At 74.5% G+C, this 24,454-nt stretch carries 22 protein-coding genes; 8 read left to right on the top strand and 14 right to left on the bottom strand.

What is annotated here, in order from left to right; all coding sequences use genetic code 11:
• Window positions 1-7 precede the first annotated feature (7 nt).
• On the top strand, window positions 8-757 hold the full coding sequence (locus ACFYU9_RS18840) for an SDR family NAD(P)-dependent oxidoreductase (RefSeq protein WP_389345433.1): 750 nt from the start codon (window positions 8-10) through the stop codon (window positions 755-757).
• Between the two features lie 214 nt (window positions 758-971).
• Here ACFYU9_RS18840 and alc read toward each other — a convergent pair whose 3' ends face one another.
• Together alc and allB are read right to left on the bottom strand one after the other, a co-directional pair.
• Window positions 972-2,087, bottom strand: a complete 1,116-nt coding sequence (gene alc, locus ACFYU9_RS18845) for an allantoicase (RefSeq protein WP_389345434.1) — start codon at window positions 2,085-2,087, stop codon at window positions 972-974.
• A 1-nt stretch (window position 2,088) separates the two neighbouring features.
• Window positions 2,089-3,423: an allantoinase AllB gene (allB, locus tag ACFYU9_RS18850; protein WP_389207195.1), complete on the bottom strand. Its 1,335-nt coding sequence runs from the start codon at window positions 3,421-3,423 to the stop codon at window positions 2,089-2,091.
• Between the two features lie 336 nt (window positions 3,424-3,759).
• Here allB and ACFYU9_RS18855 point away from each other — a divergent pair, with 336 nt between their 5' ends.
• Window positions 3,760-4,569 carry an IclR family transcriptional regulator gene (locus ACFYU9_RS18855; RefSeq protein WP_389207197.1) on the top strand — a complete coding sequence of 270 codons (810 nt, stop codon included), beginning with the start codon at window positions 3,760-3,762 and terminating at the stop codon, window positions 4,567-4,569.
• Between the two features lie 77 nt (window positions 4,570-4,646).
• On the opposite strand, the gene ACFYU9_RS18860 is transcribed toward ACFYU9_RS18855, so the two are convergent.
• Together ACFYU9_RS18860 and ACFYU9_RS18865 are read right to left on the bottom strand one after the other, a co-directional pair.
• Window positions 4,647-5,336 carry an ABC transporter ATP-binding protein gene (locus ACFYU9_RS18860; RefSeq protein WP_389345435.1) on the bottom strand — a complete coding sequence of 230 codons (690 nt, stop codon included), beginning with the start codon at window positions 5,334-5,336 and terminating at the stop codon, window positions 4,647-4,649.
• Entirely contained in the window at window positions 5,333-6,415 is a 1,083-nt protein-coding gene (locus ACFYU9_RS18865; RefSeq protein ID WP_389207201.1) for an ABC transporter permease, read from the bottom strand. The genes ACFYU9_RS18860 and ACFYU9_RS18865 overlap by 4 nt, the downstream gene beginning before the upstream one ends.
• 124 nt (window positions 6,416-6,539) lie before the next feature.
• Here ACFYU9_RS18865 and ACFYU9_RS18870 point away from each other — a divergent pair, with 124 nt between their 5' ends.
• Together ACFYU9_RS18870 and ACFYU9_RS18875 are read left to right on the top strand one after the other, a co-directional pair.
• Window positions 6,540-7,700 carry a sensor histidine kinase gene (locus ACFYU9_RS18870; protein ID WP_389345436.1) on the top strand — a complete coding sequence of 387 codons (1,161 nt, stop codon included), beginning with the start codon at window positions 6,540-6,542 and terminating at the stop codon, window positions 7,698-7,700.
• A gap of 17 nt (window positions 7,701-7,717) precedes the next feature.
• Window positions 7,718-8,344, top strand: coding sequence for a response regulator (locus ACFYU9_RS18875; RefSeq protein ID WP_389207205.1), 627 nt, complete (start codon window positions 7,718-7,720; stop codon window positions 8,342-8,344).
• Window positions 8,345-8,376: 32 nt separating this feature from the next.
• Here ACFYU9_RS18875 and ACFYU9_RS18880 read toward each other — a convergent pair whose 3' ends face one another.
• The 7 genes from ACFYU9_RS18880 to ACFYU9_RS18910 form a co-directional block, all read right to left on the bottom strand.
• On the bottom strand, window positions 8,377-8,820 hold the full coding sequence (locus ACFYU9_RS18880) for an amphi-Trp domain-containing protein (RefSeq protein WP_389207207.1): 444 nt from the start codon (window positions 8,818-8,820) through the stop codon (window positions 8,377-8,379).
• Window positions 8,821-8,851: 31 nt separating this feature from the next.
• Entirely contained in the window at window positions 8,852-9,241 is a 390-nt protein-coding gene (locus ACFYU9_RS18885) for a hypothetical protein (RefSeq protein ID WP_389345437.1), read from the bottom strand.
• 77 nt (window positions 9,242-9,318) lie between these two features.
• The gene (locus tag ACFYU9_RS18890) at window positions 9,319-9,762 is read right to left on the bottom strand and encodes an SHOCT domain-containing protein (protein ID WP_389207211.1); all 444 of its coding nucleotides are present in this window, start codon (window positions 9,760-9,762) and stop codon (window positions 9,319-9,321) included.
• 158 nt (window positions 9,763-9,920) lie between these two features.
• Entirely contained in the window at window positions 9,921-10,118 is a 198-nt protein-coding gene (locus ACFYU9_RS18895) for a hypothetical protein (protein WP_389207213.1), read from the bottom strand.
• Between the two features lie 74 nt (window positions 10,119-10,192).
• Window positions 10,193-11,884 carry an MFS transporter gene (locus ACFYU9_RS18900; RefSeq protein ID WP_389345438.1) on the bottom strand — a complete coding sequence of 564 codons (1,692 nt, stop codon included), beginning with the start codon at window positions 11,882-11,884 and terminating at the stop codon, window positions 10,193-10,195.
• Window positions 11,885-12,022: 138 nt separating this feature from the next.
• Complete coding sequence (locus ACFYU9_RS18905) at window positions 12,023-14,857, bottom strand: LuxR C-terminal-related transcriptional regulator (protein ID WP_389345660.1); 2,835 nt, start codon at window positions 14,855-14,857, stop codon at window positions 12,023-12,025.
• A 349-nt stretch (window positions 14,858-15,206) separates the two neighbouring features.
• Entirely contained in the window at window positions 15,207-15,533 is a 327-nt protein-coding gene (locus tag ACFYU9_RS18910; RefSeq protein WP_389207217.1) for a DUF5955 family protein, read from the bottom strand.
• Between the two features lie 184 nt (window positions 15,534-15,717).
• Here ACFYU9_RS18910 and ACFYU9_RS18915 point away from each other — a divergent pair, with 184 nt between their 5' ends.
• From ACFYU9_RS18915 to ACFYU9_RS18925, 3 genes are all read left to right on the top strand, one after another.
• Window positions 15,718-16,356, top strand: a complete 639-nt coding sequence (locus ACFYU9_RS18915) for an NTP transferase domain-containing protein (RefSeq protein ID WP_389207218.1) — start codon at window positions 15,718-15,720, stop codon at window positions 16,354-16,356.
• 227 nt (window positions 16,357-16,583) lie between these two features.
• Entirely contained in the window at window positions 16,584-18,206 is a 1,623-nt protein-coding gene (gene aceB / locus ACFYU9_RS18920) for a malate synthase A (protein ID WP_389345439.1), read from the top strand.
• A gap of 262 nt (window positions 18,207-18,468) precedes the next feature.
• Window positions 18,469-19,620 carry a hypothetical protein gene (locus tag ACFYU9_RS18925; protein ID WP_389345440.1) on the top strand — a complete coding sequence of 384 codons (1,152 nt, stop codon included), beginning with the start codon at window positions 18,469-18,471 and terminating at the stop codon, window positions 19,618-19,620.
• Here ACFYU9_RS18925 and ACFYU9_RS18930 read toward each other — a convergent pair whose 3' ends face one another.
• The 3 genes from ACFYU9_RS18930 to ACFYU9_RS18940 all read right to left on the bottom strand — a co-directional run bounded on the left by ACFYU9_RS18930 (window position 19,621) and on the right by ACFYU9_RS18940 (window position 23,714).
• On the bottom strand, window positions 19,621-21,411 hold the full coding sequence (locus tag ACFYU9_RS18930; protein WP_389345441.1) for a hypothetical protein: 1,791 nt from the start codon (window positions 21,409-21,411) through the stop codon (window positions 19,621-19,623).
• A 55-nt stretch (window positions 21,412-21,466) separates the two neighbouring features.
• Window positions 21,467-22,591, bottom strand: a complete 1,125-nt coding sequence (locus ACFYU9_RS18935) for a hypothetical protein (RefSeq protein ID WP_389345442.1) — start codon at window positions 22,589-22,591, stop codon at window positions 21,467-21,469.
• Window positions 22,592-22,703: 112 nt separating this feature from the next.
• Complete coding sequence (locus ACFYU9_RS18940; RefSeq protein ID WP_389345443.1) at window positions 22,704-23,714, bottom strand: fibronectin type III domain-containing protein; 1,011 nt, start codon at window positions 23,712-23,714, stop codon at window positions 22,704-22,706.
• Between the two features lie 154 nt (window positions 23,715-23,868).
• Between ACFYU9_RS18940 and ACFYU9_RS18945 the strand changes: the two genes are divergently transcribed.
• Window positions 23,869-24,447 carry a hypothetical protein gene (locus ACFYU9_RS18945; protein WP_389207230.1) on the top strand — a complete coding sequence of 193 codons (579 nt, stop codon included), beginning with the start codon at window positions 23,869-23,871 and terminating at the stop codon, window positions 24,445-24,447.
• Window positions 24,448-24,454: the final 7 nt, after the last annotated feature.

The following is a 24,454-nucleotide window of genomic DNA, read 5'->3' on the forward strand; positions in this document are numbered from 1 at the left end:
GTTCGAGATGTCCACGATGAACGGCCTGCGCGACAAGGCGGTCCTGGTCACCGGCGGCAGCCGGGGCATCGGCGCGGCGACGGCCGTCCGGCTCGCCGAGGAGGGCGCGGACGTCGCCTTCACCTATGTCCAGGGCGAGGAGCGGGCCCGCGAGGTCACCGCCCGGATCGAGGCGGCCGGCGGCAAGGCGCTGGCCCTGCGCGCCGACGCGGCGGACGCGGGCGACGCCGCCGGGGCGGTGGAGTGGGCGGCGGACGCGCTGGGCCGCCTCGACGTCCTGGTGAACAACGCCGGCGTCGGCGTCCTCGGCCCGCTGGAGTCCCTGACGCTCGCCGACGTGGACCGGGTCCTCGCGGTGAACGTCCGCGGGGCCTTCCTGGCCGCTCAGGCGGCCGCGGGGCGGATGGAGCAGGGCGGGCGGATCATCACGATCGGCACCTGCATGACCCACCGCGTGCCGGGCCCCGGCGGCACGCTGTACGCGACGAGCAAGGCGGCCCTCGTCGGCCTGACGAAGTCGCTGGCGCGCGAGCTGGGCGACCGCGGCATCACGGCGAACCTGGTCCACCCGGGCCCGACGGACACCGACATGAACCCGGCGGACGGTCCGTACGCGCAGGGCCAGGCGGCCATGACGGCCCTGGGCCGCTTCGGCACGGCCGGCGAGGTCGCGGCGATGGTGGCGTTCCTGGCGGGCCCGGGCGCGGCGTACGTGACGGGCGCCGAGTTCGCGGTGGACGGCGGCCACGCCGCGTAGATCACCCCGCCGAACGCGAAGGCGAGTGAGCCGAAGGGGTGCGCCGGGGGAACGGTCCCGAGCGCGCGGAGTCTCCCGAGGAGACGAGGGAGGCGAGCACGGTCGGGGCCGCGAGCCCGGCACCAGCGCCCCGGAGGAGAACCGGGCCGCAAAAAGCCGAGGGCGCACCGGTGCTGTCGGGTCGGTGCGCCCTCGTGGGCCGGGCGGGGTGTCGTTACCCGCCCAGTTCCTGGTGGCGGGCCGTCAGGCGCGCCGTGCCCGCTTCGGTGAGCGAGCCGAAGAGACGGAGGCGGGAGATGCCGCCGTCGGGGAAGATGTCGATCCGTACGCGGGCGCCGACGGCCGGCGCGTCGAGCACGAAGCGGTGGTTGGTGTCGGGCTGGAGGCGCGTCCGGGGGAGGATCTCGGTCCAGTCGTCGGAGCCTTCGGCGGCGACGGAGAGCGCGGCCCAGCCGGCGCTGTTGCCCTTGAGGTACGCGGTGTCGATCTCGACGGCGCGGATCTCGGACTCGGCGGCGAGGCTGTAGCGGATCCAGTCGTTGCCCTTGTCGCGGCGGCGGCGGGTCTCCCAGCCGTCGTCCATCTTGCGGGAGCGGCCGGGCTGGATGGTGTTGGTGGCCGGGGAGTAGAAGCGGTCGGAGGCGTCCTCGACCTGGCCGCCGTTCTCCAGGGCGGCGAGGTCGAAGGTGCCGAGCACGCCGAGCCACCGCGGGTCGGGGGCGACCTCGCCGTACACGCGCAGACGGGCGATGCCGCCGTCGGGGTGCTGGTTGACGCGCAGGTGGGTGAAGCGCTGTTCGACGTCGACGGCGAAGCCGTTGGCGGCGTGGCCGCCGATGGCGGTGCGCGGGACGATCGTCGTCCACTTGACGTCGTCGGCGAGGAGTTCGTCGGGCGAGGGCGAGCCGGCGACGGAGGTGGCCTCGACGGAGACGGCCTGCGGGTAGTTGCCGCGGAAGTGGGCGGTGTCGACGACGAGGCCGCGGATGACGCCGGGGGCGCCGAGGCGGACGAGGGCCCAGTCGTGGTCGTCCTCGGTGGGGTGGGGCTGCTCGGCGGAGACGCCGCGGCGGCGGCGGGTCTCCCAGCCGTCCATGATCTTGCCCTTGTGGCCGAAGTGCTCGGGGTCGAACTCGGCGGCCTCGGGCTTGAGGAGGTTCTCGCGCTCGGCGAAGAACTCGTCGTTGGCGGCGATGACGCCCGCGCCGAGGCGGCGGTCGGCGAGGTCGGCGTACTGGGTGAAGGGGAAGTCGGCGGTGCGGTAGTCGGCGTAGGGGTCACCGCCGCCGTAGGGGCTCGCGTCTCCGGTGAAGCTGGGTATGACGGTCACGTCAGTTGTTCCTTTCGAGGAGACGGCCGGTGGGCTCGGTGAGGGTGCCGCGGTCGTTGATGCGTGCGCCGCGCAGCCAGGTGGAGGTGACGACGCCGTGGAGGGTCTTGCCGGCGTAGGCGGTGACGCGGTTGCGGTGCTGGAGTTCGGCGGGGTCGACGGTGAAGGTGGCGTCGGGGTCGAGGACCGCGAAGTCGGCGTCGCGTCCGGGCTCGATGGCGCCCTTGGCCGTCAGGCCGGCGAGCCGGGCGGGGGCCTCGGACATCCAGCGGGCGAGGTCGGTGAGGTCGTGGCCGCGGCGGCGGGCCTCGGTCCAGATCGCGGGCAGGCCGAGCTGGAGGGAGGAGATGCCGCCCCAGGCGGAGGCGAAGTCGCCGGTCTTGAGGTCGGCGGTGGACGGCGAGTGGTCGGAGACGATGCAGTCGATCGTGCCGTCGGCCAGCCCTTCCCACAGCGCGTCCTGGTTGGCGGACTCGCGGATGGGCGGGCAGCACTTGAACTCGGTGGCGCCGTCCGGGACCTCTTCGGCCGTCAGGGTCAGGAAGTGCGGACAGGTCTCGACCGTGACCCGCACGCCCTCCGCCTTGGCGGCGGCGATCAGCGGCAGCGCGTCCGAGGAGGACAGGTGCAGGACGTGGACGCGGGCGCGCAGCCTGCGGGCCTGGTTGATCAGGTTCTCGATCGCGGTGTTCTCGGCGACCCGCGGCCGTGAGGCGAGGAAGTCGGCGTACTTCGCGCCGGGCTTCTGCGGGGCGGCGTCGAGCTCGTGCGGGTCCTCGGCGTGGACGATCATCAGCCCGTCGAAGCCGGCGATCTCGGCCAGCGAGGCGGCCAGCTGGTCCTGGTCGAGCTGGGGGAACTCGTCGACGCCGGACGGGGACAGGAAGCACTTGAAGCCGAAGACGCCGGCGTCGTGCAGCGGCCGCAGGTCCTTGACGTTGTCGGGCAGGGCCCCGCCCCAGAATCCGGTGTCGATGTGCGCCTTGGTGCGGGCCACGTCCTGCTTGACGCGCAGGTGCTCGACCGTCGTGGTCGGCGGCAGGGAGTTCAGCGGCATGTCGAGCAGGGTGGTGATGCCACCGGCGGCCGCGGCGCGCGTCGCGGTCCAGAAGCCTTCCCACTCGGTGCGGCCGGGATCGTTCACATGGACGTGCGTGTCGACGAGACCGGGGAGTACGACGTCGTCGCCGACGTCCTCCAGCCGGGCACCGGCCGGGACCTCGGCGTCGTGGGGCCATACGGCCGCGATCGTCCCGCCGGAGACGGCGATGGACGCCGCACGTGTCCCCTCGGGGGTGATGACGCGCGTCGAGCGCAGGACCAGGTTGACGTCCACCCGTACCCCTTCTTCTTCCGCGAAGCAGAAATTCAACGAACTGTTGAAGGAGTCTGCGTCCGTGACGACATGCCGTCAAGGGCTCGTTTTCAGGATCGCCCGGCGCGGACCGCCCCCGCGAGGGCTGATTGGACGTTTCCATGAAGTGGAATGAGAATTTCGTACAGTAGAACGTAGCTCCGCACATGCGGGGCGGACCAGGACCCCTCCGGGCAGCCGCCGACAACGGACAAACACCCCGCTGACCGGCCCGGACACCGGGACCTGGGCCGTGTGCACGGCCCGGTCGCCCGGTAGGCTGCTGCCTTGCCCGCCTGCCCCGAAAGGACCGTTGCCGTGCCGACGTCCAGCGCCAGCACCACCGACGCCGCCAAGCCCGCCGCCGCGAGCGGTGGCGTCCAGTCCCTCGAGCGTGCCTTCGACCTCCTGGAGCGGATGGCCGACGCGGGCGGCGAGGTCGGGCTGAGCGAGCTCTCCGCCAGCAGCGGCCTGCCGCTGCCGACCATCCACCGCCTGATGCGCACGCTCGTCGCCTGCGGCTACGTGCGCCAGCAGCCGAACCGCCGCTACGCCCTCGGCCCGCGCCTGATCCGGCTCGGCGAGTCCGCCTCCCGGCTGCTCGGCACCTGGGCCCGCCCCTATCTGGCCCGGCTCGTCGAGGAGACCGGCGAGACCGCGAACATGGCGCTGCTCGACGGCGACGAGGTCGTGTACGTCGCCCAGGTGCCGTCCAAGCACTCGATGCGCATGTTCACCGAGGTCGGCCGCCGGGTGCTGCCGCACTCCACCGGCGTCGGCAAGGCGCTGCTCGTGGACACCCCCGCCGACGAGGTGCGCGCGCTGCTCGCCCGTACCGGCATGCCCGCCGCCACCGAGAAGACGATCACCACGCCGGACGGCTTCCTGGAGGCCCTGGTCGCGGTGCGCGAGACGGGGTACGCGGTCGACGACAACGAGCAGGAGATAGGAGTCCGCTGCCTCGCGGTCCCCGTCCCCAACTCCCCCACCGCCGCCGCGATCTCCATCTCGGGCCCGGCCGGCCGGGTCACCGAGGCGGCCACCGAGAAGATCGTCCCGATCCTCCAGCAGGTCGCCGGGGAGCTGTCGGCGGCGCTCGTGAGCACGGCCGCCAACGGCCAGGGCTGAGCCCCGCCGGAGCAGGACGGACGCGAGGGCGCCCGGAGCCGATCAGGCTCCGGGCGCCCTCGCCGTGTGCGGGCCGGTCAGACGGCCACGTCCGCGGTGTCCTGCGTGAGCCGGCCGTCCACCACCGTCACCGTGCGGTCCGCCCGCCCCAGGTGCGTCCGGTCGTGGGTGACCAGCACCGTCGCCGTGCCCCGCTGGGCCGTCAGCCGGCCGAGCAGCTCCATCACGGCCGCGCCCCGCTCGTGGTCGAGCGCGCTCGTCGGCTCGTCGACCAGGAGCACCGACGGCTCGTTCATCAGGGCCCGCGCGATGTTGACGCGCTGGCGCTGGCCGCCGGAGAGCTGGTGCGGGCGGCGGTGCGCCTGGTCGGCGAGGCCGACCGCGTCGAGCAGCTCCAGGGCCCGCTCCCGCGCGGCCCCGGCGCCGCGCCCGGACAGGTGCGCCATCACCTGGAGCTGCTCCAGGGCGCTGAGCGAGGGCAGCAGGTTGGGCTGCTGGAAGACGATGCCGATGTGCTCGCGCCGCAGTCCCGCCTTGGCCGCCGGGCTGAGCGAGCCGGTCTCCGTGCCGGCGACGACGACCCGGCCGGTGTCCGGGGTGACGAGCGTCGCGGCGACGGCGAGCAGGCTGGACTTGCCGGAGCCGGAGGGGCCGACGACGGCGGTGAGGCGGCCGGCGGGCACGTCCAGGGAGACGTCGTCGAGGGCGGTGAGCCGGCCGTCGCCGTCCGGGTAGGTCAGGGTCACATGGTCGAGCAGCAGGCTCATCGGGCGCTCCCGAGCGCGGTCAGGGGGTCGACGGCGGTGATCCGCCGGATGGACAGGGCCGCGCCGAGCACACCGAGCACGATCATCACGGCGGCCGGGCCGAGCACGGTGAGCGGCTGGAGCACGAACGGCACGTCGCCGCCGCTGATCAGCGCGCCGAAGCCGGAGGCCAGCCCGGTGCCGAGCAGGGTGCCGGCGCCGAGCATCACCACGGCCTGCCCGAGGGCGTCCTTCAGCAGGTACGGGGTGGAGGCGCCGAGCGCCTTGAGGACGGCCACGTCGGCGCTGCGCTGGATGGTCCAGACGGTGAAGAAGGCTCCTATGACCAGCGCGGAGATGACGAAGAGGAAGCCGCGCATCAGCTGGAGCGAGCCGTTCTCGGCCTGGTAGGACCCTATGGCGCCGAGCGCCTCGTCGGTCGTCTTCGCGGCCGTGCCGAGGGCCTTGTCGCCGGCCGCCCAGTCGACTCCGGAGCCGCTCAGCGCGATCACCGTGGCCTGCTGTTCCGTGCCCGCACCGGCCCGGCCGAGCTTCTGCCAGTCGTCGAGCGAGGTCCACACGACGGGCGTGTGGCTGTACGAGGCGTCGCCGGAGACCGCGACGACGGTGGCGTCCACCGGGCCGAGGCGGACCGCGTCGCCGGCGGTGACGTCCAGCTCCTTCGCCGCCGACTCGGACAGGACCGCCTTGCCGGGTCCGAGCTTGGAGCCCTCCGGCGCGAGGCCCGCGCCCGGTTCCGTGCCGAAGGCGGAGAGGGCGGCGGTGTGGTCGCCCGCGGAGGCGTTGAGGGTGCGGATGCCGAGCGGCGCCGCGCTCTCGACGCCCGGCCGCTTGGCCCAGTCGCGCCACTGGGAGGCGCCGACGGCCGAGTTGGTGAAGGAGACCGACTGGCCGGCGGGCGGCGCGGCGAAGGCCAGCCGGTCCGCCGGGAGGCCGGTGATCGCCGAGATGTTCTCCCGTGCGAGCCCGGCGGTCAGTCCCGAAAGCAGTCCGACGAGCAGGGTGATCAGGACGATCACGGTGCCCATCAAGGTGAAACGCCCCTTGGCGAATCTCAGGTCTCTCCATGCCACGAACATGGGACCAAGACTGCTCGGCGAGGCCGTCCCCGGGCATCGCGCCACGGATGGCTCGCCAATCAAACTTTCGGTTGAGTCCGGATTGTCCGGACCGGCTCCCGGGCCCGCCTACCCTGGAACCATCATGGATCCCCGCTCCCTCACCCCCGCCCTGCGCGCCCTGCGCCTGTGTCTCCATCTGCTGATGGCGGGCCTGCTCGTCCTGGCGGCGGTGCGCTCGCACACCGCGGCGGGGGTGGCGGCTGCGGTGGTGTGCGGCGCCGTGTACGCGGCGGGTTCGCTGGTGCCGGCCGTGCGCGGCTCGCAGCGCGGCGCGGCGGTCTGGCTCGGCGCGCTGTGCCTGTCCTGGCTGGTGCTGCTGTGGCTGACGCCCGAGGGGCTGTGGCTGGCCTTCCCGCTGTACTTCCTTCAGTTGCACCTGCTGCCGGCGCGCTGGTCGCTGCCGGCGGTGGCGCTGACCGCGTCCGCCGCGATCCTGTCGTACGTCCGGCACGGGGCGGCGCTGAGCCCGGGCGTGTTCATCGGGCCGCTGCTCGGCGCGGCGGTCGCGGTGGCGACCGTACTCGGCTACCAGGCGCTGTACCGGGAGAGCGAGCGGCGGCGCCGGCTGATCGAGGAGCTGATCTCGACCCGGGCCGAGCTGGCGGCGGCCGAGCGGCACGCGGGGACGCTCGCCGAGCGCGAGCGGCTCGCCCGGGAGATCCACGACACCCTGGCGCAGGGGCTGTCCTCGATCCAGCTGCTGCTGCGGGCCGCCGAGCGGGCACTGCCGGAGGGCTCGCCGGCCGCCGGGCACATCGACGCGGCTCGCCGGGCGGCGCAGGACAACCTGGCGGAGGCGCGCCGCTTCGTGCGGGCGCTCACCCCGCCCGATCTGGAGCACGGTTCGCTCGCCGGAGCGCTGGAGCGGCTGTCCGAGACGGCCGGTCCGGACGGGCCGCGGGTGCGGTTCTCGGTGAGCGGGACGCCGGCCGGGCTGCCCACGCCGTACGAGGTGGCGCTGCTGCGGATCGCCCAGTCGGCGCTCGCGAACACGGTGCGGCACGCCTCGGCCTCACGGGCGGAGATCACCCTGTCGTTCATGGGCGGCTCGGTGACGCTCGACGTGGTGGACGACGGCAAGGGCTTCGAGCCCGATTCCGTGCGCCCGTCCTCCGAGGGCGGCTTCGGACTGCCGGCGATGCGCTCGCGCGCGGAGTCGCTGGGCGGGTCGTTCACCGTCGAGTCCGCCCCCGGCCAGGGCACCGCCGTGGCCGTCTCCCTTCCGCTGCCCGCGGGATCCTGAAGCATGGAGTGCGACGCATGACCATCCGACTGCTGCTCGCCGACGACCACCCGGTGGTCCGGGCCGGACTGCGGGCCGTCCTCGACACCGAGCCGGACTTCGCCGTGGTCGGGGAGGCCGCGACGGCCGAGCGCGCGGTCGAGCTGGCCGCCGCCGGCGGCGTGGACGTGGTCCTGATGGACCTCCAGTTCGGCGCCGGGATGCACGGCTCGGAGGCGACGGCCGCGATCACCGCCGTACGGGGCGGGCCGCGGGTCCTCGTCCTCACCACGTACGACACGGACGCCGACATCCTCGCGGCGGTGGAGGCCGGCGCCTCCGGCTACCTCCTGAAGGACGCCCCGCCGGAGGAGCTGGCGGCGGCGGTACGGACGGCCGCGGCGGGCCAGTCGGCGCTGGCCCCGGCGGTCGCGCACCGGCTGATGGACCGGATGCGCACCCCGGCGGAGGCGCTGACCAAACGGGAGCTGGAGGTGCTCCAGCTGGTGAGCGAGGGACTGTCGAACCAGCAGATCAGCAAGGCGCTGTTCCTGAGCCAGGCGACGGTGAAGTCCCATCTGGTGCACATCTTCGCCAAGCTGGGCGTGGACTCGCGCACGGCGGCGGTGGCGGCCGCGACCGCCCGGCGGCTGATCCGGCGCTAGGGCCGGGCCGGATCGGCCGCCGGGCGGTCGGTTCAGGCGCGCTTGGCGGCGGCCTTCTTCGTGGGAGTCCGCTTGGCGGGGGCCCGCTTCGCGCTCTTCCGGCTGCGGGGAGCGGGGGTCGGCGCCGTGGTGACGGGCTCCTCGGCGGGCTCGGGCTCCGGCTTCGCGGGCGGTGGGGCCGGGGCGGCCGCGCTCTCGCCCTTGGCGGCCGTCGGGCTGGGGGTGACGGGCGGCGCGGCGCGCCGGCCGCCGATCGGCCATTTCAGCTCGATCTCCAGCTCGATCTCGCCGTCGCCCACCTCGAACTCCACCTCGGTGCGGAACTCGTCCGGGACCCGCAGGCTCAGCTCGACACCCTTGCCCAGGGTGAGTTCGGCCTCGCCTCCTTCCCGGAACGCCTCGGCGAGCTCGGCCAGCAGGTCCGCGGCCTCGTCACGGGTCAGCGAGCGCTTCTGCTCGAACTTCAGATCCTTCACGGCTTCCTCCTGCGGGCCGGCCGGGCCTTCCTCACGCGTTCGGTGCCTTGTTGACGCACAGGGCCCAGATGACGAATCCGGACATCGCGATCACGATGACGGACCACACCGGGTAGTACGGCAGCGAGAGGAAGTTGGCGATGATCACGAGCCCGGCGATGCCCACGCCCGTGTACCGCGCCCAGGTCGCCGTCCGGAAGAGTCCGAAGCTCACGAGCAGCGCGGCGATGCCGAGGCCGAGGTGGACCCAGCCCCATCCGCTCAGGTCGTACTGGAAGACGTAGTTGGGCGTCCTGACGAAGACGTCGTCCTTGGCGATCGCCATGATGCCGCGGAAGATGCCGAGCAGTCCCGCGAGGGCGAGCATGACGGCGGCGAAGGCCGTCAGCCCCTCGGCCCAGGCGTACCGGGTCGAATGCATCCGGGGATCGTGTGTGGTGGCCATCTCGGTTTCCTTTCCCTGTCCCCCACGGGCTGCTGCCGGGAGGCGGCGCCGCTTCAGGCGGTGGCGGACGGGCCGCCGGCCGGGGCGCCGTCGCTCAGCACGAGCTCCTTGGCGCGGCGGAACTCCTCCTCGGTGATGTCACCGCGGCTGCGCAGGTCGGCGAGCCTGCCGAGTTCCTCGGCGTGGCTCTTGCCACCGCCGCCGGTGCCCGCGGTCTCACGGACGTAGGAGTCGAACTCCGCCTGCCGCTTGCGCGCGTGCGTGATCTCCCGCTGCCCCATGGACTTGCCGCGCGCGATCAGGTAGACGAACACGCCGAGGAAGGGCAGCACGATGACGAACACCAGCCAGCCGGCCTTGCCCCAGCCGCTCAGTTCGTCGTCGCGGAAGATGTCGCCGATGATCCGGAACAGCAGGATGAACCACAGGATCCACAGGAAGAACCACAGCATGGTCCAGAAGGCACTCAGCAGTGGATAGTCGTAGGCGAGAAGCATCTTTCTGCTCCGTTCCGGGTCGGGGTTCCGGGTCGGTTCGTTTCGGGTCGGGTCGGGTCGGGTCCCGGCTGCCGTTGCGGGCTGTCTTCAGGGTGCGCGGCCCCTCGCGGGGCGGCCTCACCCGCTGCGGGTGACTGTGGCCGCGTCCTTCGGCGCGGTCAGTCCGGCAGCCTGCGCAGCTCCACCACGTGCAGGCCGAGCGACTGGAAGCGGGCCAGCAGTCCGTAGAGGTGCGCCTCGTCGACGACGGGGCCGTACAGCACCGTCTGGCCGGAGATCACCACGTGCTCCAGCTCGGGGAAGGCGCTGACCAGCGTCTGCGACATGTGCCCGTCGACGCGGATCTCGTACTGCATGCTGCGATCGTCCGCCCCGGGGCCCCCGTTCGGCCTCACCCCTCGGGGGTGACCCACGCGTCCGGTTCCGGCCATCACGACCTCCTGGGCTGTCGGGGCTGCCGCTTCGGCCCTGCCGACGACGGCGGTGCGGACCCGGGCGGTGGGGAGGCCGGCGGCGACCCCGGCGGTGGAGCCTGCTCGCCCGCGCCCGGGGCCGGGCTCGCGACGGGCAGGCCGCGCGTGACCAGGAAGCTGGCGAGCGTGATGCCACCGGTGGCGAGGACGGCCACCTTCAGGCCGTTCAGCTGGGCCGTGGCGTAGGACTCGGTGACGGCGTCCACCTCGCCCGGCGGCAGTCCGGCCCGTTCGGCCGCGGTGTGGACCTGGTCGGTGGAGACGAAGCTGACGCCGCTCTCCAGGGCGATGCTCGTCTGCCGGCGGGCCTCCTCGGAGAGTCTCGGGTTCTGCTCGACCTGCGTGGTGAAGGCATGGGCCAGGGCTCCGATCAGGATCGATCCGATGAGGGCCGTGCCCAGGGAGGAGCCCAGGTTCTGCGCGGTGAACTGCAGTCCGCCGACCTCGCTGCGTTCCTGCTCCGAGGCCGTGGACTGGACGACGTTGCCGAGCTGCGAGGCGAGCAGGCCCATGCCCAGGCCGAGGAGCGCCATGGCCCCGAAGAACTGGCTGTTGTCGATGACAGGGTCGATGGTGGCGAGGAGCCAGACGATCGACCCGGCGAGCAGCACGAGAGCCACCCGCACGACGCGGCGCGGTCCCACGCTGCGTCCGAGCCGGGCCCCGCCCAGCGAGGCCACCAGCATGGTGACGGAGACCGGCAGCAGCCGCAGTCCCGTCTCGAAGGCGTCGAAGCCCTGCACCACCTGCAGATACAGCGGGATGGTGAAGAACAGTCCGAGCAGGATGAGGTTCTGGCTCACCAGGGTCATCAGCCCGGAGCGCAGTGCGGGCCTGCGGAACAGGGCCAGGTGGACCAGGGGGTCCTGGCCGCGGGACTCACGCCGCCGCTGCCAGGCCACGAAGGCGTAGAGGAGGGCCACTCCGGCCGCGACCACGAAGAGGGTGGGGGCGAAGCCGAAGATCGTGAACGGTGGATCGCGGGGCGCCACCCATCCCCAGGTGGTGCTCTGCAGCACCCCGAGGACGGCGACGGCCAGGCCGGCCGCCGACAGCACGGCGCCGACGACGTCCAGGCCGGGGCGCCGGCCCGTCGGCGGCTGCTCCTTGATCGCCCGCCGGAAGAGCAGCACGGCGAGGACCACGACCACCTCGCCCGCGAAGACCAGCCGCCAGGTGAGGTACGTCGTCACCCAGCCGCCGAGCAGCGGCCCCACCGCGATGCCGGCGCCCGCGAGACCGCCGATGACGCCGTACGCGACGGAGCGGTCCCGGCCGCGGTAGGACTCGGCGACGAGGGCCGCCATCGACGGCAGCACCAGGGCGGCGCCGAGCCCTTCGATGACCGACCAGCCGAGCGCCAGGACCCACAGGGTGGGCGAGACGGCGGTGAGGGCCGATCCGATGCCGTAGACGACCATGCCGGTCAGGAAGACCCGGCGGCGCCCCAGGATGTCGCCGATCCGCCCGCCGACGATCATGAACGCGGCCATGACCAGCGCGTACAGGGTGATGACGGCCTGGATCGCGGTCACATCGGTGTCGAAGTCCTCGACCAGCTGGGTGATGGAGACGTTCATGACGGCCGTGTCGAGGACCATCAGGAACTGCGCCGCCCCCAGGACGATCAGAGCACCCCACCGTCTCATCGTGTCCACCTCACCGGGTCGGGACGGGCGGCCGCGGGGCGCCGTCACGGCGCCGGGCACGCGCCCGCTCCTGCCATCGCACCCGAAACGCCCGCCGGCCGCCTCACCCGCGGCGGGTGGGCGGGCGGGCCCCGGCCGTCACAGCAGGCCCAGGTCGCGGGCCCGGCGCACGGCCTCGTTGCGCCGGTGCACCGACAGCTTCCGGTAGACGCTCTTGAGGTGGGTCTTCACCGTGTTGACCGACAGATACAGATCGGCGGCGATGTCCTCGGTCGACATCATCCGGGCGAGCCGCTCCAGCACCTCGCGCTCCCGTTCGCTGAGCGGTTCGGGGAACGGCTCAGCCGGGGGCTCCGCCCGCTCCGCCGGCGCGCGGGCCGCCGCGCCGTCCCGCGCGGCCTCCGGCACCAGCCAGCCCGCGGCGAGGGTCCGCAGGGGCGCCGCCGCCAGGAACGGCGCGATCCAGGGCCCGGCCTCCACGAAGGGCCGCCGCAGCTCCTCGGGCCTGGCCTCCCGCAGCGCCCGGTCGAGCAGTCCGGTTACGGAGCCGAGGTCGCCCTCCACCTTCGCCGCCCGGGCCCGCACCAGCGCGGCGCGCACGGTCACCGCCGGGCCGGTGCGCGGGCGGCCCGGGAGGCCGGGGAGCCGGTCGAGGACGTCGAGCAGCCGGCCGGCCTCGGCCCGGTCACCGGCCGCCAGGTGCGCCCGCGCCGCGCCGACCAGGCACCACGGCTGGTCCTCGGCCGTCCCCCGGAGGAGCTCGACGGCGGCCTCCGGACGGCCCTCGGCCAGACAGACGGCGGCGGCCACCAGGGCGGCGTGGCCCCGGACCCACGGAGCGTCCTCTTCGGTGCGGGCGTCCTGCCGTACGGCGGCCAGGGCGGCGCGGTGACGGCCCCGGGCCAGGAGCAGCCGGGCGGTGGCGACGCGGCGCGCGGCGGCCGTCACCGGGTCCGGCGCCGGCCCGTCGGGCAGCCGGCCGAGCAGCGCCTCGGCCTGGTCCGGCTCGTCCCGCTCGACGGCGACCGCGGCGAGGACCGCCCGGCCGAGGCTGGGGCCGCCCGGTGGGCCGAGGCCGAAGCGCTCCGCCTCGGCCGTCGCCGCGCGGATCCGGCGCTCCGCGCCGCCCGGCCACCCGTCGAGGTAGTCGATGAGCGCCAGGTGTTCCAGGCAGTCCCTGCGCGGCAGTGCCGTGGCGGCGTCGCCGGGCACCCGGGTCACCTCGCCGAGCGCGGTCCGCGCCTCGGCGAGGAGTCCGGCCCACAGCCGGGCCGCGCCCAGATGGGTCCGCAGCAGCGCGAGGAGTTCGGGGTGCTCGTCGAGCAGCGGGACGGGCACCGATCCGAGGAGCCGCGCGGCGGACCGGGCGGCCTCCTCCGCGCGGTCCACGGAGCCGCCGAGCCGGCCCGCGAGCGCGCCGAGCAGCGCGCAGCTCAGCCGCGCCGCCGCGAGGTCGCCGGTGCTCGCGTCCAGCCGTTCCTCGGCGCGGCCGAGGTGGGCGAGGCCCCGGGCGAGGTCGTGGCGGGAGAGCTCGCGCGCGGCGCGGACGAGATCCGCGGCCGGGCTCGGCGCCGCAGCCTCCTGCTCCGGCTCCGCCCCCAGGCCGGCGAAGAGCTCCGCCAGCTCGTCCGCGCGCGGCCCGGTGAACAGCTGGCCGATCGCCAGTTCGTCGACCAGCGCCCCGGCGGCGAGCGTGAGGTCCCCGGCGGCGGCGCCGTGGGCGAGCGCCTCCGGCAGCGTCCCGGAGTGCCGCAGCCACTGCGCGGCCCGCCGGTGCACATGCCGCTCCAGACCGGGAGAGCGGCGGCGCAGATGGGTCCGGAGGATCTCCCGGAACAGCGGATGGAGCCGGTACCAGCCCTCCCCGAAGTCCTCCACGAACGCGTTGTCGCGCAGCAGCCCGGCCAGGACCGGCGCGGCGTCGTGCCGTCCGGTCAGCGCGTCCGCGAGCTCGGGACGGAACCGGTCCAGGACGCTCACCCGCAGCAGCAGGTCCTGGGTGCGGGGCGGCTGCCGGTCGAGCACCTCGGCGAGCAGGAAGTCGGCGATGGTGCTGCGGCCCGCCTCGAACTCCTTGAGGTAGCGCTCCGGGTCCGGGCTCAGCCGTGCGGCCAGCGCGCACAGCCGGAGGCCGGCCGCCCAGCCCCGGGTGCGCTCCACCAGCGCCCCGGCCGCCTCGGCGGAGAGACCGAGGCCGTGCAGGCCGAGCAGGGCGACCGCCTCGTCGACGGTGAACGCCAGGTCGGCGTCGCGGATCTCGGTCATCTCCCCGGCCACCCGGTAGCGGTGCAGCGGGAGCAGCGGCTCGGTTCGGGTGACCAGGACGAGCCGGAGTCCGGCGCCGCCGTGGTGCAGGACGAACTCCAGCTGGCGCGCGATCTCCGGGGCGGTCGTGCGGTCGAACTCGTCGATCACCACGACGACGGGCCGGTCGCGCCCGGCCAGCTCCTCGGCGAGCCGGGACAGCAGCGGGTGGTCGACCTCGTCCGCCCGGGCCGGCGCGCCGACCGACGCGGGCACCGGCGCCCCGCCGGCGCGCAGGGCCTGGAGGAAATGGGCCCAGAACATGCCGGGCCCCTGGATCGCGTCGTCGAGGGTGAGCCAGGCGACCGGCTCGTCGAGCCCCGCGGCCCACTCCGCCACCAGCAGCGTCTTGCCCGCCCCGGCACACCCGCCCACCACCGTCAGCGGCGTCCGCAGCGCCTGGCCCAGGTGCTCGTCCAGCCGCGCGCGCCGCAGATACGTCTCGGGCCGCGCGGGCGGGACGAAGCGGGTCCGCAGAAACGGGTCGCCGAGCGGGTCGGTGCCGGTGACGCCGGGAGGGGTGGCGGGGAGGCTCGGAGGGGCGGCGCCGAGGACGTCCGGAGGGGCGGCAGCGGGGAGGCTCGGAGGGGCGGCGCCGAGGACGTCCGGAGGGGCGGCGCCGAGGACGTCGGCGGCGGGGAGGCTCGGAGGGTCCACGCCGGGGCCCATCGGGTCCACGCCGAGGGCTTCCGTAGGGGCGGCGCCGGGGAAGCCCGGCGGGTCCCCGCCGAGGACGTCCCGGGGCTCGTCGCCGGACGCACCCGGGGAGCCGGCGCCGGGGACGCCCGGCGGCTCCACGCCGGGGCCCGTCGGCTCCACGCCGTGGGGGGTCGCGCCGGGGGCGCCCGGTGGGTCGTCGCGCACCGCTGCCACGCTCGCCACCACCCTCCGGTCGGATCGCGGGCAGAGCCCTCCTGTACGTCCTTCAACAGAAGTGTCCCCGCGATTCCGCCTGGCCGCCCAGGACCCGGTGAGCCCCTCCCCGGTATCCGAAGGTCCCGGGACGGTGTCCGGCGGCTCAGGCGCCCGGCTGCCGGGGGGCCGCCGGGCCGAAGAGCTCGACGGCGCGGCGGACCGCGGCGAGGCCCTCGGCGAGGGCGCTGACGGAGCCGGTGGCGCCCGCGATCAGGAGCAGCGAGCGGCGCAGCCGCCACACCTCGGGGGCGCCGCTGAGCGCCATCGCGTCGAGCGCGGCGAGCTCGTCCTCGGCGATGGCCCGGTCGGCGAACTCGGGCCGGTGACCGGCGAGTTCGCGCCTGAGCCGGGACACGGCGGCGCGCAGTTCGGCCACCCTCACGTCCACGCCGTCAGCGCTCACTCGCCTCTGCCCCACGCTTCGCAACATGGTTCTCCCCCCAGGGGGCCACGGGCCCCCCTCGTGCACGTGCACGTCGCTGTGCGACCCAGCGGGCGGTGGTCGGGCGCTCGGGGTCGCGGGCCAGTTAACTCCTTCGTGCGCCCGGTGCGCCAGCAGGCGGACGGACATTCAGGCATCCGGGTGGTGGGGCCTGGTGCGGTATGCACTCCCCATGACGGGAGAGACATCGGAGAAGACGGCGGCCGGCCGCCCTCGGGGGGCCAGGACCGTGGGGCTGCTGCTCGCCGCGGGCGGCGGCCGGCGGCTCGGCGGGCGGCCGAAGGCCCTGCTCGCGTACCGCGGCCGGCCGCTGGTCGAGCACGCGGTGCGGGTGCTGCGGGAGGGCGGCTGCGAGGCGGTGCACGTGGTGCTCGGAGCGGCGGCGGAGCGCGTACGGCGGGAGGCGCGGCTGCCGGGATGCGTCCTGGTGGACAACCCGGAGTGGGCCGAGGGCATGGGGTCCTCGCTGCGGGCGGGGCTCGCCTCGCTCGCGGCCGGTCCCGGCGGGGCGGAAGCGGTGCTCGTGTCGCTGGTGGACCAGCCGGGGATCGGGGCGGCGGCGGTGGCCCGGGTGCGGGGCGCGTACCGGACGCGGGAGAGCCTGGCGGCGGCCTCGTACGGCGGGCGGCGGGGTCATCCGGTGCTGTTCGGTGCGGCGCACCGGGCCGGGATCGCGGCGGCGGCTGTCGGGGACCGGGGGGCGCGGGACTACCTGACGGCGCACCGGGATGCGATCACCCTCGTGGACTGTTCGGATGTGGCCGAGCCCTATGACATCGACACGGAGGCGGATCTGTGGCGTCTGGAGTGAGCGCGGTGACACTCGGAGCCACATTGTGTCGACCCGAAGAATCTCGACATCAACAAACCATTGAACTTCCACCATGAGGAAACTAGTATCCACTGTTCAGAAGCGCCTGATCCTCCGTGACGGCGCTCCCGGCCGTATCTCGGCGCCTGTGGCACCGCGTGCCACACGACGACGCCCGGCGGCCGGCAGGCACCGCCCGTGAAGCCCGCTGAAGGAAGTGACAGTTCATGTCCGCACCAGCGCCGTCCTCCCTGGTCGTCGTCGAAGCCGAGCCCCTGCCGCGCCAGGAGGAGGTGCTCACCGACGCCGCGCTCGCCTTCGTGGCCGAGCTGCACCGCCGGTTCACCCCGCGCCGGGACGAGCTGCTCGCCCGCCGCGCCGAGCGCCGCGCCGAGATCGCCCGCACCTCCACGCTGGGCTTCCTGCCCGAGACCGCGGCGATCCGCGCCGACGAGTCCTGGAAGGTCGCGCCGGCCCCGGCGGCCCTGAACGACCGGCGGGTGGAGATCACCGGCCCGACGGACCGCAAGATGACGATCAACGCGCTGAACTCGGGTGCCAGGGTCTGGCTCGCCGACTTCGAGGACGCCTCGGCGCCCACCTGGGAGAACGTGGTCCTCGGCCAGGTCAACCTGATCGACGCCTACACCCGGAGCATCGACTTCACGGACCCGCGCTCGGGCAAGTCGTACGCCCTGAAGCCGGCCGACCAGCTCGCCACGGTGGTCATGCGGCCGCGCGGCTGGCACCTGGAGGAGCGTCACCTCACCGTCGACGGCCGCGCGGTCCCCGGCGCCCTGGTCGACTTCGGCCTCTACTTCTTCCACAATGCCCAGCGCCTGATCGACCTCGGCAAGGGCCCGTACTTCTACCTGCCGAAGACCGAGTCGCACCTGGAGGCCCGCCTCTGGAACGACATCTTCGTCTTCGCCCAGGACCACGTCGGCATCCCGCAGGGCACCGTCCGCGCCACGGTCCTCATCGAGACCATCACGGCCGCGTACGAGATGGAGGAGATCCTCTACGAACTCCGCGACCACGCCGCCGGACTGAACGCGGGCCGCTGGGACTACCTGTTCTCCATCGTCAAGAACTTCCGTGACGGCGGCGCCAAGTTCGTGCTGCCGGACCGCAACGCGGTCACCATGACGGCCCCGTTCATGCGCGCGTACACCGAACTCCTCGTCCGCACCTGCCACAAGCGGGGCGCGCACGCGATCGGCGGCATGGCCGCCTTCATCCCGTCCCGCAAGGACGCCGAGGTCAACAAGGTCGCCTTCGAGAAGGTCAAGGCCGACAAGGACCGCGAGGCCGGCGACGGCTTCGACGGCTCCTGGGTCGCCCACCCCGACCTGGTGCCGATCGCCATGGCCTCCTTCGACGCGGTCCTCGGCGACAAGCCGAACCAGAAGGACCGGCTGCGCGAGGACGTCCACGTCGAGGGCCCCGAGCTCATCGACATCGCCTCGCTGGACGCCCGGCCGACGTACGACGGCCTGCGCAACGCGGTCCAGGTCGGCATCCGCTACATCGAGGCGTGGCTGCGCGGTCTCGGCGCCGTCGCGATCTTCAATCTGATGGAGGACGCGGCCACGGCCGAGATCTCGCGCTCGCAGATCTGGCAGTGGATCAACGCGGGTGTCGTCTTCGAGAACGGCAAGGCGGCGACGCCGGAACTGGCCCGCGAGGTGGCCGCCGAGGAGCTGGCCGCGATCCGCGAGGAGATCGGCGCGGAGGCCTTCGCGGCCGGAAAGTGGCAGCAGGCCCACGATCTTCTGCTGCACGTCTCCCTGGACGCCGACTACGCGGACTTCCTCACCCTCCCCGCGTACGACCAGCTGGTCGGCTGACCGCACAGCGGCCGAACAGCTCGCCCGAACCGACCCCGCCCCCGGTGCCGCACAGCGCCGGGGGCGGGGTCTTTCCGTATTTGCGGAAAAGCAGTCGATCATGTGGCCGGTTTTCGATCCATGGCGTTTCACAAGTCACGTGACGCAACCGAGATACGCAACTACCTAGCGGTAACAAGTCGGCGCATGCGAAATTCCGCCATGCCACCGGCCGGCGGCTGTCCCCCACTCACTGCGCACCGCACCCCGCAGGAGCACAGCCATGTCTTCGTCGTCCCCCCACCGCGCGCTGCGCGGCCTGCTCACCCTGTGTCTCGCCGCCGGGCTCGCCGCCCTGGCTCCCTCCCCCGCTCTCGCCGCCGCCGGCCCGGGCCCCTCCACCGTCGTCACCATGGGCGACAGCTACATCTCCGGCGAGGGCGGCCGCTGGCAGGGCAACAGCCTGACCACCAGCGGCAACCGCAGCGGCACCGACCGGGCCTGGACCGGCAGCGCGTACGACCCGAGCCGGGTGTACGGCGCGACCGAGGCCAACGGCTGCCACCGCTCCGATTCGGCCGAGGTGAACAGCGCCGGGCCGATCGCCACCGAGCTGGTCAACCTCGCCTGCTCGGGTGCCGTCACGAGGAACGTCTTCCGCACGAGCTCCGGCGGGACCGCCTACAAGGGCGAGGCCCCGCAGGCCGACCGGCTCGCGGCCGTCGCCGCCACCCATGACGTCAAGCTGATCGCGCTGTCGGTCGGCGGCAACGACCTCGGCTTCGCCGACATCATCCGCACCTGCGCCACCGACTACGTCGTCTGGTACTCCTACTGCCACGACGACCAGCAGGCCGTCGTCGACGCGAAGATCGACGGCGTGATGGCGGACGTCGGCAAGTCGATCGACGAGATCAGAGCCGTGATGACCGGTGCCGGCTACACCTCCGCCGACTACCGGATCGTGCTCCAGTCCTACCCCTCGCCCATCCCCCGCGCCGCCGAGAACCGCTACGGCGAGAGCGGCTGGAGCCGGACGAACACCGGCGGCTGCCCCTTCTGGAACCTCGACTCCACCTGGGCGCGCGACTCCCTCGTGCCGCAGATCGCGGACCGGCTGAAGGCGGTCGCCGACGCCAAGGGCGCGCAGTTCATGGATCTGCGCGACATGCTCCAGGGCCGTGAGGTGTGCGCGAAGAGCAGCAAGCTGGTGAGCCCGACCGTGCCGGCGTCGGCGACGACGAGCGAGTGGGCGCGCTGGATCGACCAGAACGAGACCCAGGGGCCGATCCAGGAGGACATGCACCCCAACTACTACGGGCAGCTGGCGCAGGGCCGATGCCTCGCGCTGATCAACGCGCAGCCGAGCGGCGACTACAGCTGCAGGAACACGGCGGGCGCCGGCGCCTCCGGGATGTACCTCACCGCTGGCTGATCACGGCAGGGTGATCCCGAGGGGTCCGAGGACCCTGGCGGCCTCGTGCGGGTCGGCGGCGGACAGGGCGGAGAGCAGCGCCGCCGAGCCGCCCGGCCAGCGCGAGGCCGCCGCGTCGAAGGCGGCGCGCCGGGACTCCAGCGGCCCCTTCTTGGCGGGCAGCCCGTCGAGCACGCGCAGGGCCCGCGCGGCGGGCGACACCCGGTCCGGGTCGACCGGCTCCCCGCGGTCTCGCAGCGCCTCCGCCGCCCGCAGGCCCGCGGCCGGGTTCGCGAGGGCGCCGCGCAGCGCCGCGGCCGGCGCGGCGGACAGGTCCAGGACGTCGAGCAGGGCGCGGGTGGCGGCGGCTTCGGAGGTGCCGGCGTTGACCGTCCCGAGCGCGGCGAACAGCCCGGACCAGGCGTCCTCGTCCTGCCCGCGGGCGTGCAGCCACTCGTCCAGGACCCGTTCGGCGACGGCCGGCGGCCAGCCCGCGGCGGCGGCCACCAGGGCGCCCGCGCCCCAGCCGGACGTCTCCTCGGCGTCGGGCACCGCGACCCGCCGGACCGCGAGCAGGTAGCGCACGGCGGCGCAGCCGCCCGGGGTGAGCCCGAAGGCGTCGCCGCGCCGGAAGACCAGGCCGGTGGCGGCCAGCCGGTCGATGACGGCGGCGAGGCAGTGGGCGGGCTTGTCGAGCCGGGCCCGGTCGGTGTCGGTGATGCCGGGCGTGCCGAGCAGGCGGGCGAGTTCGGTGGCGGTCGGGGTCGTGTAGCCGGGCGAGGCGGGCGGCGATACGCGCACGGGCGCGTCCTCCAGGGCCGGATCGACGGTCCAGTCCTCGAACTCGGCGGCCCGGCGGGCGACCGATTCGGCGGAGCAGCCGCGCTGGTAGAGCGTGTAGAGCAGGTGGGCGGCCTCGCCGCCGTACGTTCCCTCGTCGGCGAGCTCGTCGACGGCGGCGGCCAGCAGGTCGGCGTCCTTCTCCACGTCGCCGGCGGCCTCCGCGGCCTCCCGCTCGGGCGGCGGGAGCGGCACGGAGGCGTCGCCGTAGTAGTCGAGGTGCTCGTCGAGCAGGGCGTCGGCGAGGACGAGATGGGGCAGGTCGTCGGGCCCGGGCGCGAGGTGCGCGTACTCCCCCGCCAGTCCCTCGGCGAGCCCGGCCGCCGTCCAGCGGTCGAGCAGCGCCTGCGCGACCCGGCCGATGCCCTGGGCCACGTCGTGGTCGCTGAGCAGCGGCCCGGCGGCCGGCTCGTGCTCGGCATCGCGTACGTACGCCCTGGTCAGCACCTCGGTGAGGACCAGGTCCGCGACGGCGGTGCGCCCCACCAGGTCCGCCCGCCGCACTCCGTCGGGCACCGGCGGCCCGTCGAGCCGGGCCAGCCAGGCCCGTACGGCGCCGGGGTCGGCGGGGTCGGTGCCGTCGGCCCGCAGCAGCTGGGCGTACCAGCGGGGCCAGGTGAGGTTCCCGGGGTCGCCCATGGCCCGCTCGAAGTCGGCCACGGCCTCCTCGATCACCCCTTCGACCCGGGTGCGCCGCTCCCCGTCGAACCGACCGGCGAGCGCCCGCAGCACCGCCGGATACACGGCCAGCTCCTCCGGCGCCGCCCACACGAACGCCGGCAGGTCCTCCACGAGGAGCAGTTTCACGAGCCCGGGCGTCGGCTCCGGCACTCCCGATCCCCGGTCCGCGCCGCGCAGGGCGAGCAGCCCGAGCACGGCGTCCACCGCCCTGACCGCTCCCGGCCCCCGGAACTCGGGGCTCTTCTCAAGGAACGCGTCACGACCCGTGTTGGTGAGCACGATCTCGGCCACGCTTCCCAGCGTAATTCGGGGCGGGGCGGGGCGCGGTGCGGTGCGGCCAGGCGGGTCACGCGGCGCGGCGGAACGGGTGAGGCGGGTGGGCCGGGTGGCTCGGGTGGCGAGGATCGAGCGGGTCGAGGCGGTCGAGCCGGCGGAGCTGATGGACGACGAAGGTGAGGTGCTGGTTGTGCGCGGCCCAGACCCACACCCCCGGGTGGCCCGCGCCCTCGCGGCCCCGTCCCGTGGCGCAGGCCCGGAGCCATTCCCGGGCCTCGCTGTGCGGGGCCTCCTCGAAGTCCTCGGTGTCGACGAGCGCGGCCGCCGCGCGCCGGACGTCGGCCGCGTGCGCGTCGCCGCGCGTGGGCACCTTGCCGAGGAGGAAGGTGCGTTCGCCGGTGAGGCGCAGCAGGCCCCAGGGCGGACCGCCGCCGGGAGCGGCCGGCTGGTCGGTGCTCCGGGGGTGCCCGGCTCCGTAGTCGCCGTAGGTGAGGCGCGGGCGCCGGCCGTCCGGCGAGCGGACGAGGAAGTGCCACAGGTCCCAGTCGTATCGCTCGGCCTCCGCGAAGGGGGCCCCGTAGTCGTCGGGCACGGCGTCGGCGCCCGGGCAGGATCCGGCGAGGACGGCGACGGTCCGCCAGTCGCGCAGCGGGCCGAGCAGGGCGAGGGCGGTCAGGGCCGACTTCTCGGCGAGGCCGTGGCGGTGGCGGTCGTGGACGGCGCCGAGGTCGAGCAGCAGGTCCACGGGGAGGCCGGCGAGCCGGGGCAGCAGGTGGTGCAGCCGGGTGGCGAGGCGCTCGTCGGCGAGGGCGGCCGGGACGATCCGCAGCCCGAGCCCGTCGCCGCCCGCGGCGGCCGCGGCCGCGCAGGCGTCCTGCTGCCGGACGGGCCGTTCGGGACCCGTCACGGGTCGCAGGGCGGTGCGGGCCAGCACCTCGCGCAGCGCCTCCTCGACCGGGCGGGGATCGGCGTCGGACTCGGCGCCCCGGGTGTCCACCCAGGCCGGCCCGCCGCCCCGCGTCCGGGCGAGCTCGTCGAGGGTCTCGCGCACCGGGTGCCGGCGGGTGGCGGGACCGCGCGACGGGAGGACCCACAGGGGCGCGGTGGCGGCGCGCGCGGCGGGCTCCAGGAGTGCGTACGCCTTCCGTGCGCTCGGTCGTGCGGGCAGTACGGGTACGTAGCTCGGCTCGGCCATCGGCTCCCCCAACGCCCCTCGGCAGGTGCCCCGTTCGCAGGGTGCGGCGGGGGCGGCCGGTCGGGAAAGGGAGCCGTTTCGGCCACGTGCGGCCGGGACCGTTGCCGGAGGGTCAGGGGGTGACCGCGGTGCGGGGGGCGGAGAAGTCGCCCCAGGTGCCGTCGGGGAGCTTGGCGCGGAGGGTGACGGTGTAGCGCAGGCCGGGGCTGTCGGGGACGGTGAGGGTGTAGGTGACGGGGCCGGGGGCGGGCTGGGCGCCCCAGACGATCGTGGTGGCGAAGCGGCCGTTCAGATGGAGCTCGTACTCCTTGACGGGTTCGGCGGTACGGGGCGGGGTCCAGGTGAGGATCAGGGCGCCGTGGGCGGGGCGGACGGTGACGGCGGTCGGTGCGGTGGAGGGCGGGGCGCCGGGTGCGGTGGCGGTGGTGAGGTCGGCGGGGGCACTGTCCGGGGAGGAGTTCTCGGCGGCGTCGCGGGCGCGGACGGTGAAGGAGTAGGCGGTGCCGGGGCGCAGGCCGGTGAGGCGGGCGGTGGTGGCGGTGCCGGGGACGGTGTGGATGCGGGTGTCCGCCTGGTAGACGTCGTACGCGGTGACGCGGGTGTCGTCACGGGCGGGCCGCCAGGCGAGGACGGCGGCGCCGGGGCCGGCGGGTGTGACGCGCAGGGCGGTGGGGCGGGTCGGCGGCGTGCGGTCCTCGGCGGTCGCGGCGGGCGTGGTGGCCGTGACGGGAGCGCTGTCGGCGGAGACGTTTCCGGCGGCGTCGCGGGCGCGGACGGTGAAGGAGTGGCGGGAGGCGGGGGCGAGGCCGGTGACGTCGGTCATCAGCGTGGCGGCGGGCACTTCCCTGACCTGACGGCCCTGGTCGTAGACGGTGTAGCCGGTGACGCCCCGGTCGTCGGCGGCGGCGCGCCACATGACGTGGACGGTGGCCGCGCTGCCGGCGGTGGCGGTGACTCCGGTGGGGGCGGTGGGGGCGCGGGTGTCCTTGGCGGCTTCGGCGGCGCCGGCGCAGCCGGTGAGCACGAGCGCGAGAGTGAGGACGAGCACGGAGACGAGCACGGGGACGGGCGCGGGGGCGGGCGCGGGGGCGGTCAACGGGGGTGCGGGGTACGGGCGTTGCATGGGGGGTGCCTCCGTCCGGCCGGGATCCGGTAAAGGTCTGGACCTGTATCGCACGACGGGTGGCACGACGACAAGAGGGGCGCGGCCGGGGGCGTTGTCAGTGGGGTGCGCTTCACTAGTTCCATCACTCTCCGTAGTCGAATTTGGGGGAATCGTGACGGACCGTACGACGTATGTGTCACTGGCCGGGCTGCGCCTGCGCGGCTGGAGCGACGCCATGGTCAGCGAGATGCTCGGCCAGGCCGATGTGCAGGGCCGCGACCCGCGGCGCTGGTCGCTCGCGCCCGTGCTGCTCTATCTCCTGGCGCGCGTCGAAGCCGTGGAGCGCACGCCGGAGTTCGCCGCCTCCGCCGAGACCGCGGGCCGGGCCGGCGCCGCGAGTCTGGTGGCGGCCGACCGGCGCCGCCGCGCGGTCCTCGCGGCGATCCGCGCGGAGCCCATCGAGGTGCCCCGGCTCCCGGCCGCCGAGCTGGAGCGCCGCGCCGTCCGGCACCGCCATCTGCTCGGCGCCCGCGGCCCCGGCGGCGTCCCGGCCGGCGCCATGGTCCGCTGGCAGGTCGGCTATCTGCGCCACGCCCTCTCCCGCTACGACACGCTCCTCGACGACCTCTACGGCGACACCGGCCGCGCCGAGGCCGAACGGCTGCTGCGCCGCCGGGTGTACGAGGCGATCGCAGCGGCCTATCCGCACTTGGCCCACGAGTGCCGGAGGCGATCGGCGGTGGAGCGGTGAGCGGGCG

The organism is Streptomyces sp. NPDC004327 (assembly GCF_042873935.1).
GTDB lineage: Bacteria > Actinomycetota > Actinomycetes > Streptomycetales > Streptomycetaceae > Streptomyces.

Coding starts and splice junctions, on each gene's coding strand:
- ACFYU9_RS18840 (WP_389345433.1), top strand. CDS start 8: ATGTCCACGATGAACGGCCTGCGCGACAAGGCGGTCCTGGTCACCGGC.
- ACFYU9_RS18860 (WP_389345435.1), bottom strand. CDS start 5,336: ATGAGCCTGCTGCTCGACCATGTGACCCTGACCTACCCGGACGGCGAC.
- ACFYU9_RS18865 (WP_389207201.1), bottom strand. CDS start 6,415: ATGTTCGTGGCATGGAGAGACCTGAGATTCGCCAAGGGGCGTTTCACC.
- ACFYU9_RS18870 (WP_389345436.1), top strand. CDS start 6,540: ATGGATCCCCGCTCCCTCACCCCCGCCCTGCGCGCCCTGCGCCTGTGT.
- ACFYU9_RS18875 (WP_389207205.1), top strand. CDS start 7,718: ATGACCATCCGACTGCTGCTCGCCGACGACCACCCGGTGGTCCGGGCC.
- ACFYU9_RS18885 (WP_389345437.1), bottom strand. CDS start 9,241: ATGCATTCGACCCGGTACGCCTGGGCCGAGGGGCTGACGGCCTTCGCC.
- ACFYU9_RS18890 (WP_389207211.1), bottom strand. CDS start 9,762: ATGCTTCTCGCCTACGACTATCCACTGCTGAGTGCCTTCTGGACCATG.
- ACFYU9_RS18895 (WP_389207213.1), bottom strand. CDS start 10,118: ATGCAGTACGAGATCCGCGTCGACGGGCACATGTCGCAGACGCTGGTC.
- ACFYU9_RS18900 (WP_389345438.1), bottom strand. CDS start 11,884: ATGAGACGGTGGGGTGCTCTGATCGTCCTGGGGGCGGCGCAGTTCCTG.
- ACFYU9_RS18905 (WP_389345660.1), bottom strand. CDS start 14,857: ATGGGCCCCGGCGTGGACCCTCCGAGCCTCCCCGCCGCCGACGTCCTC.
- ACFYU9_RS18910 (WP_389207217.1), bottom strand. CDS start 15,533: ATGTTGCGAAGCGTGGGGCAGAGGCGAGTGAGCGCTGACGGCGTGGAC.
- ACFYU9_RS18915 (WP_389207218.1), top strand. CDS start 15,718: ATGACGGGAGAGACATCGGAGAAGACGGCGGCCGGCCGCCCTCGGGGG.
- aceB (WP_389345439.1), top strand. CDS start 16,584: ATGTCCGCACCAGCGCCGTCCTCCCTGGTCGTCGTCGAAGCCGAGCCC.
- ACFYU9_RS18925 (WP_389345440.1), top strand. CDS start 18,469: ATGTCTTCGTCGTCCCCCCACCGCGCGCTGCGCGGCCTGCTCACCCTG.
- ACFYU9_RS18935 (WP_389345442.1), bottom strand. CDS start 22,591: ATGGCCGAGCCGAGCTACGTACCCGTACTGCCCGCACGACCGAGCGCA.
- ACFYU9_RS18940 (WP_389345443.1), bottom strand. CDS start 23,714: ATGCAACGCCCGTACCCCGCACCCCCGTTGACCGCCCCCGCGCCCGCC.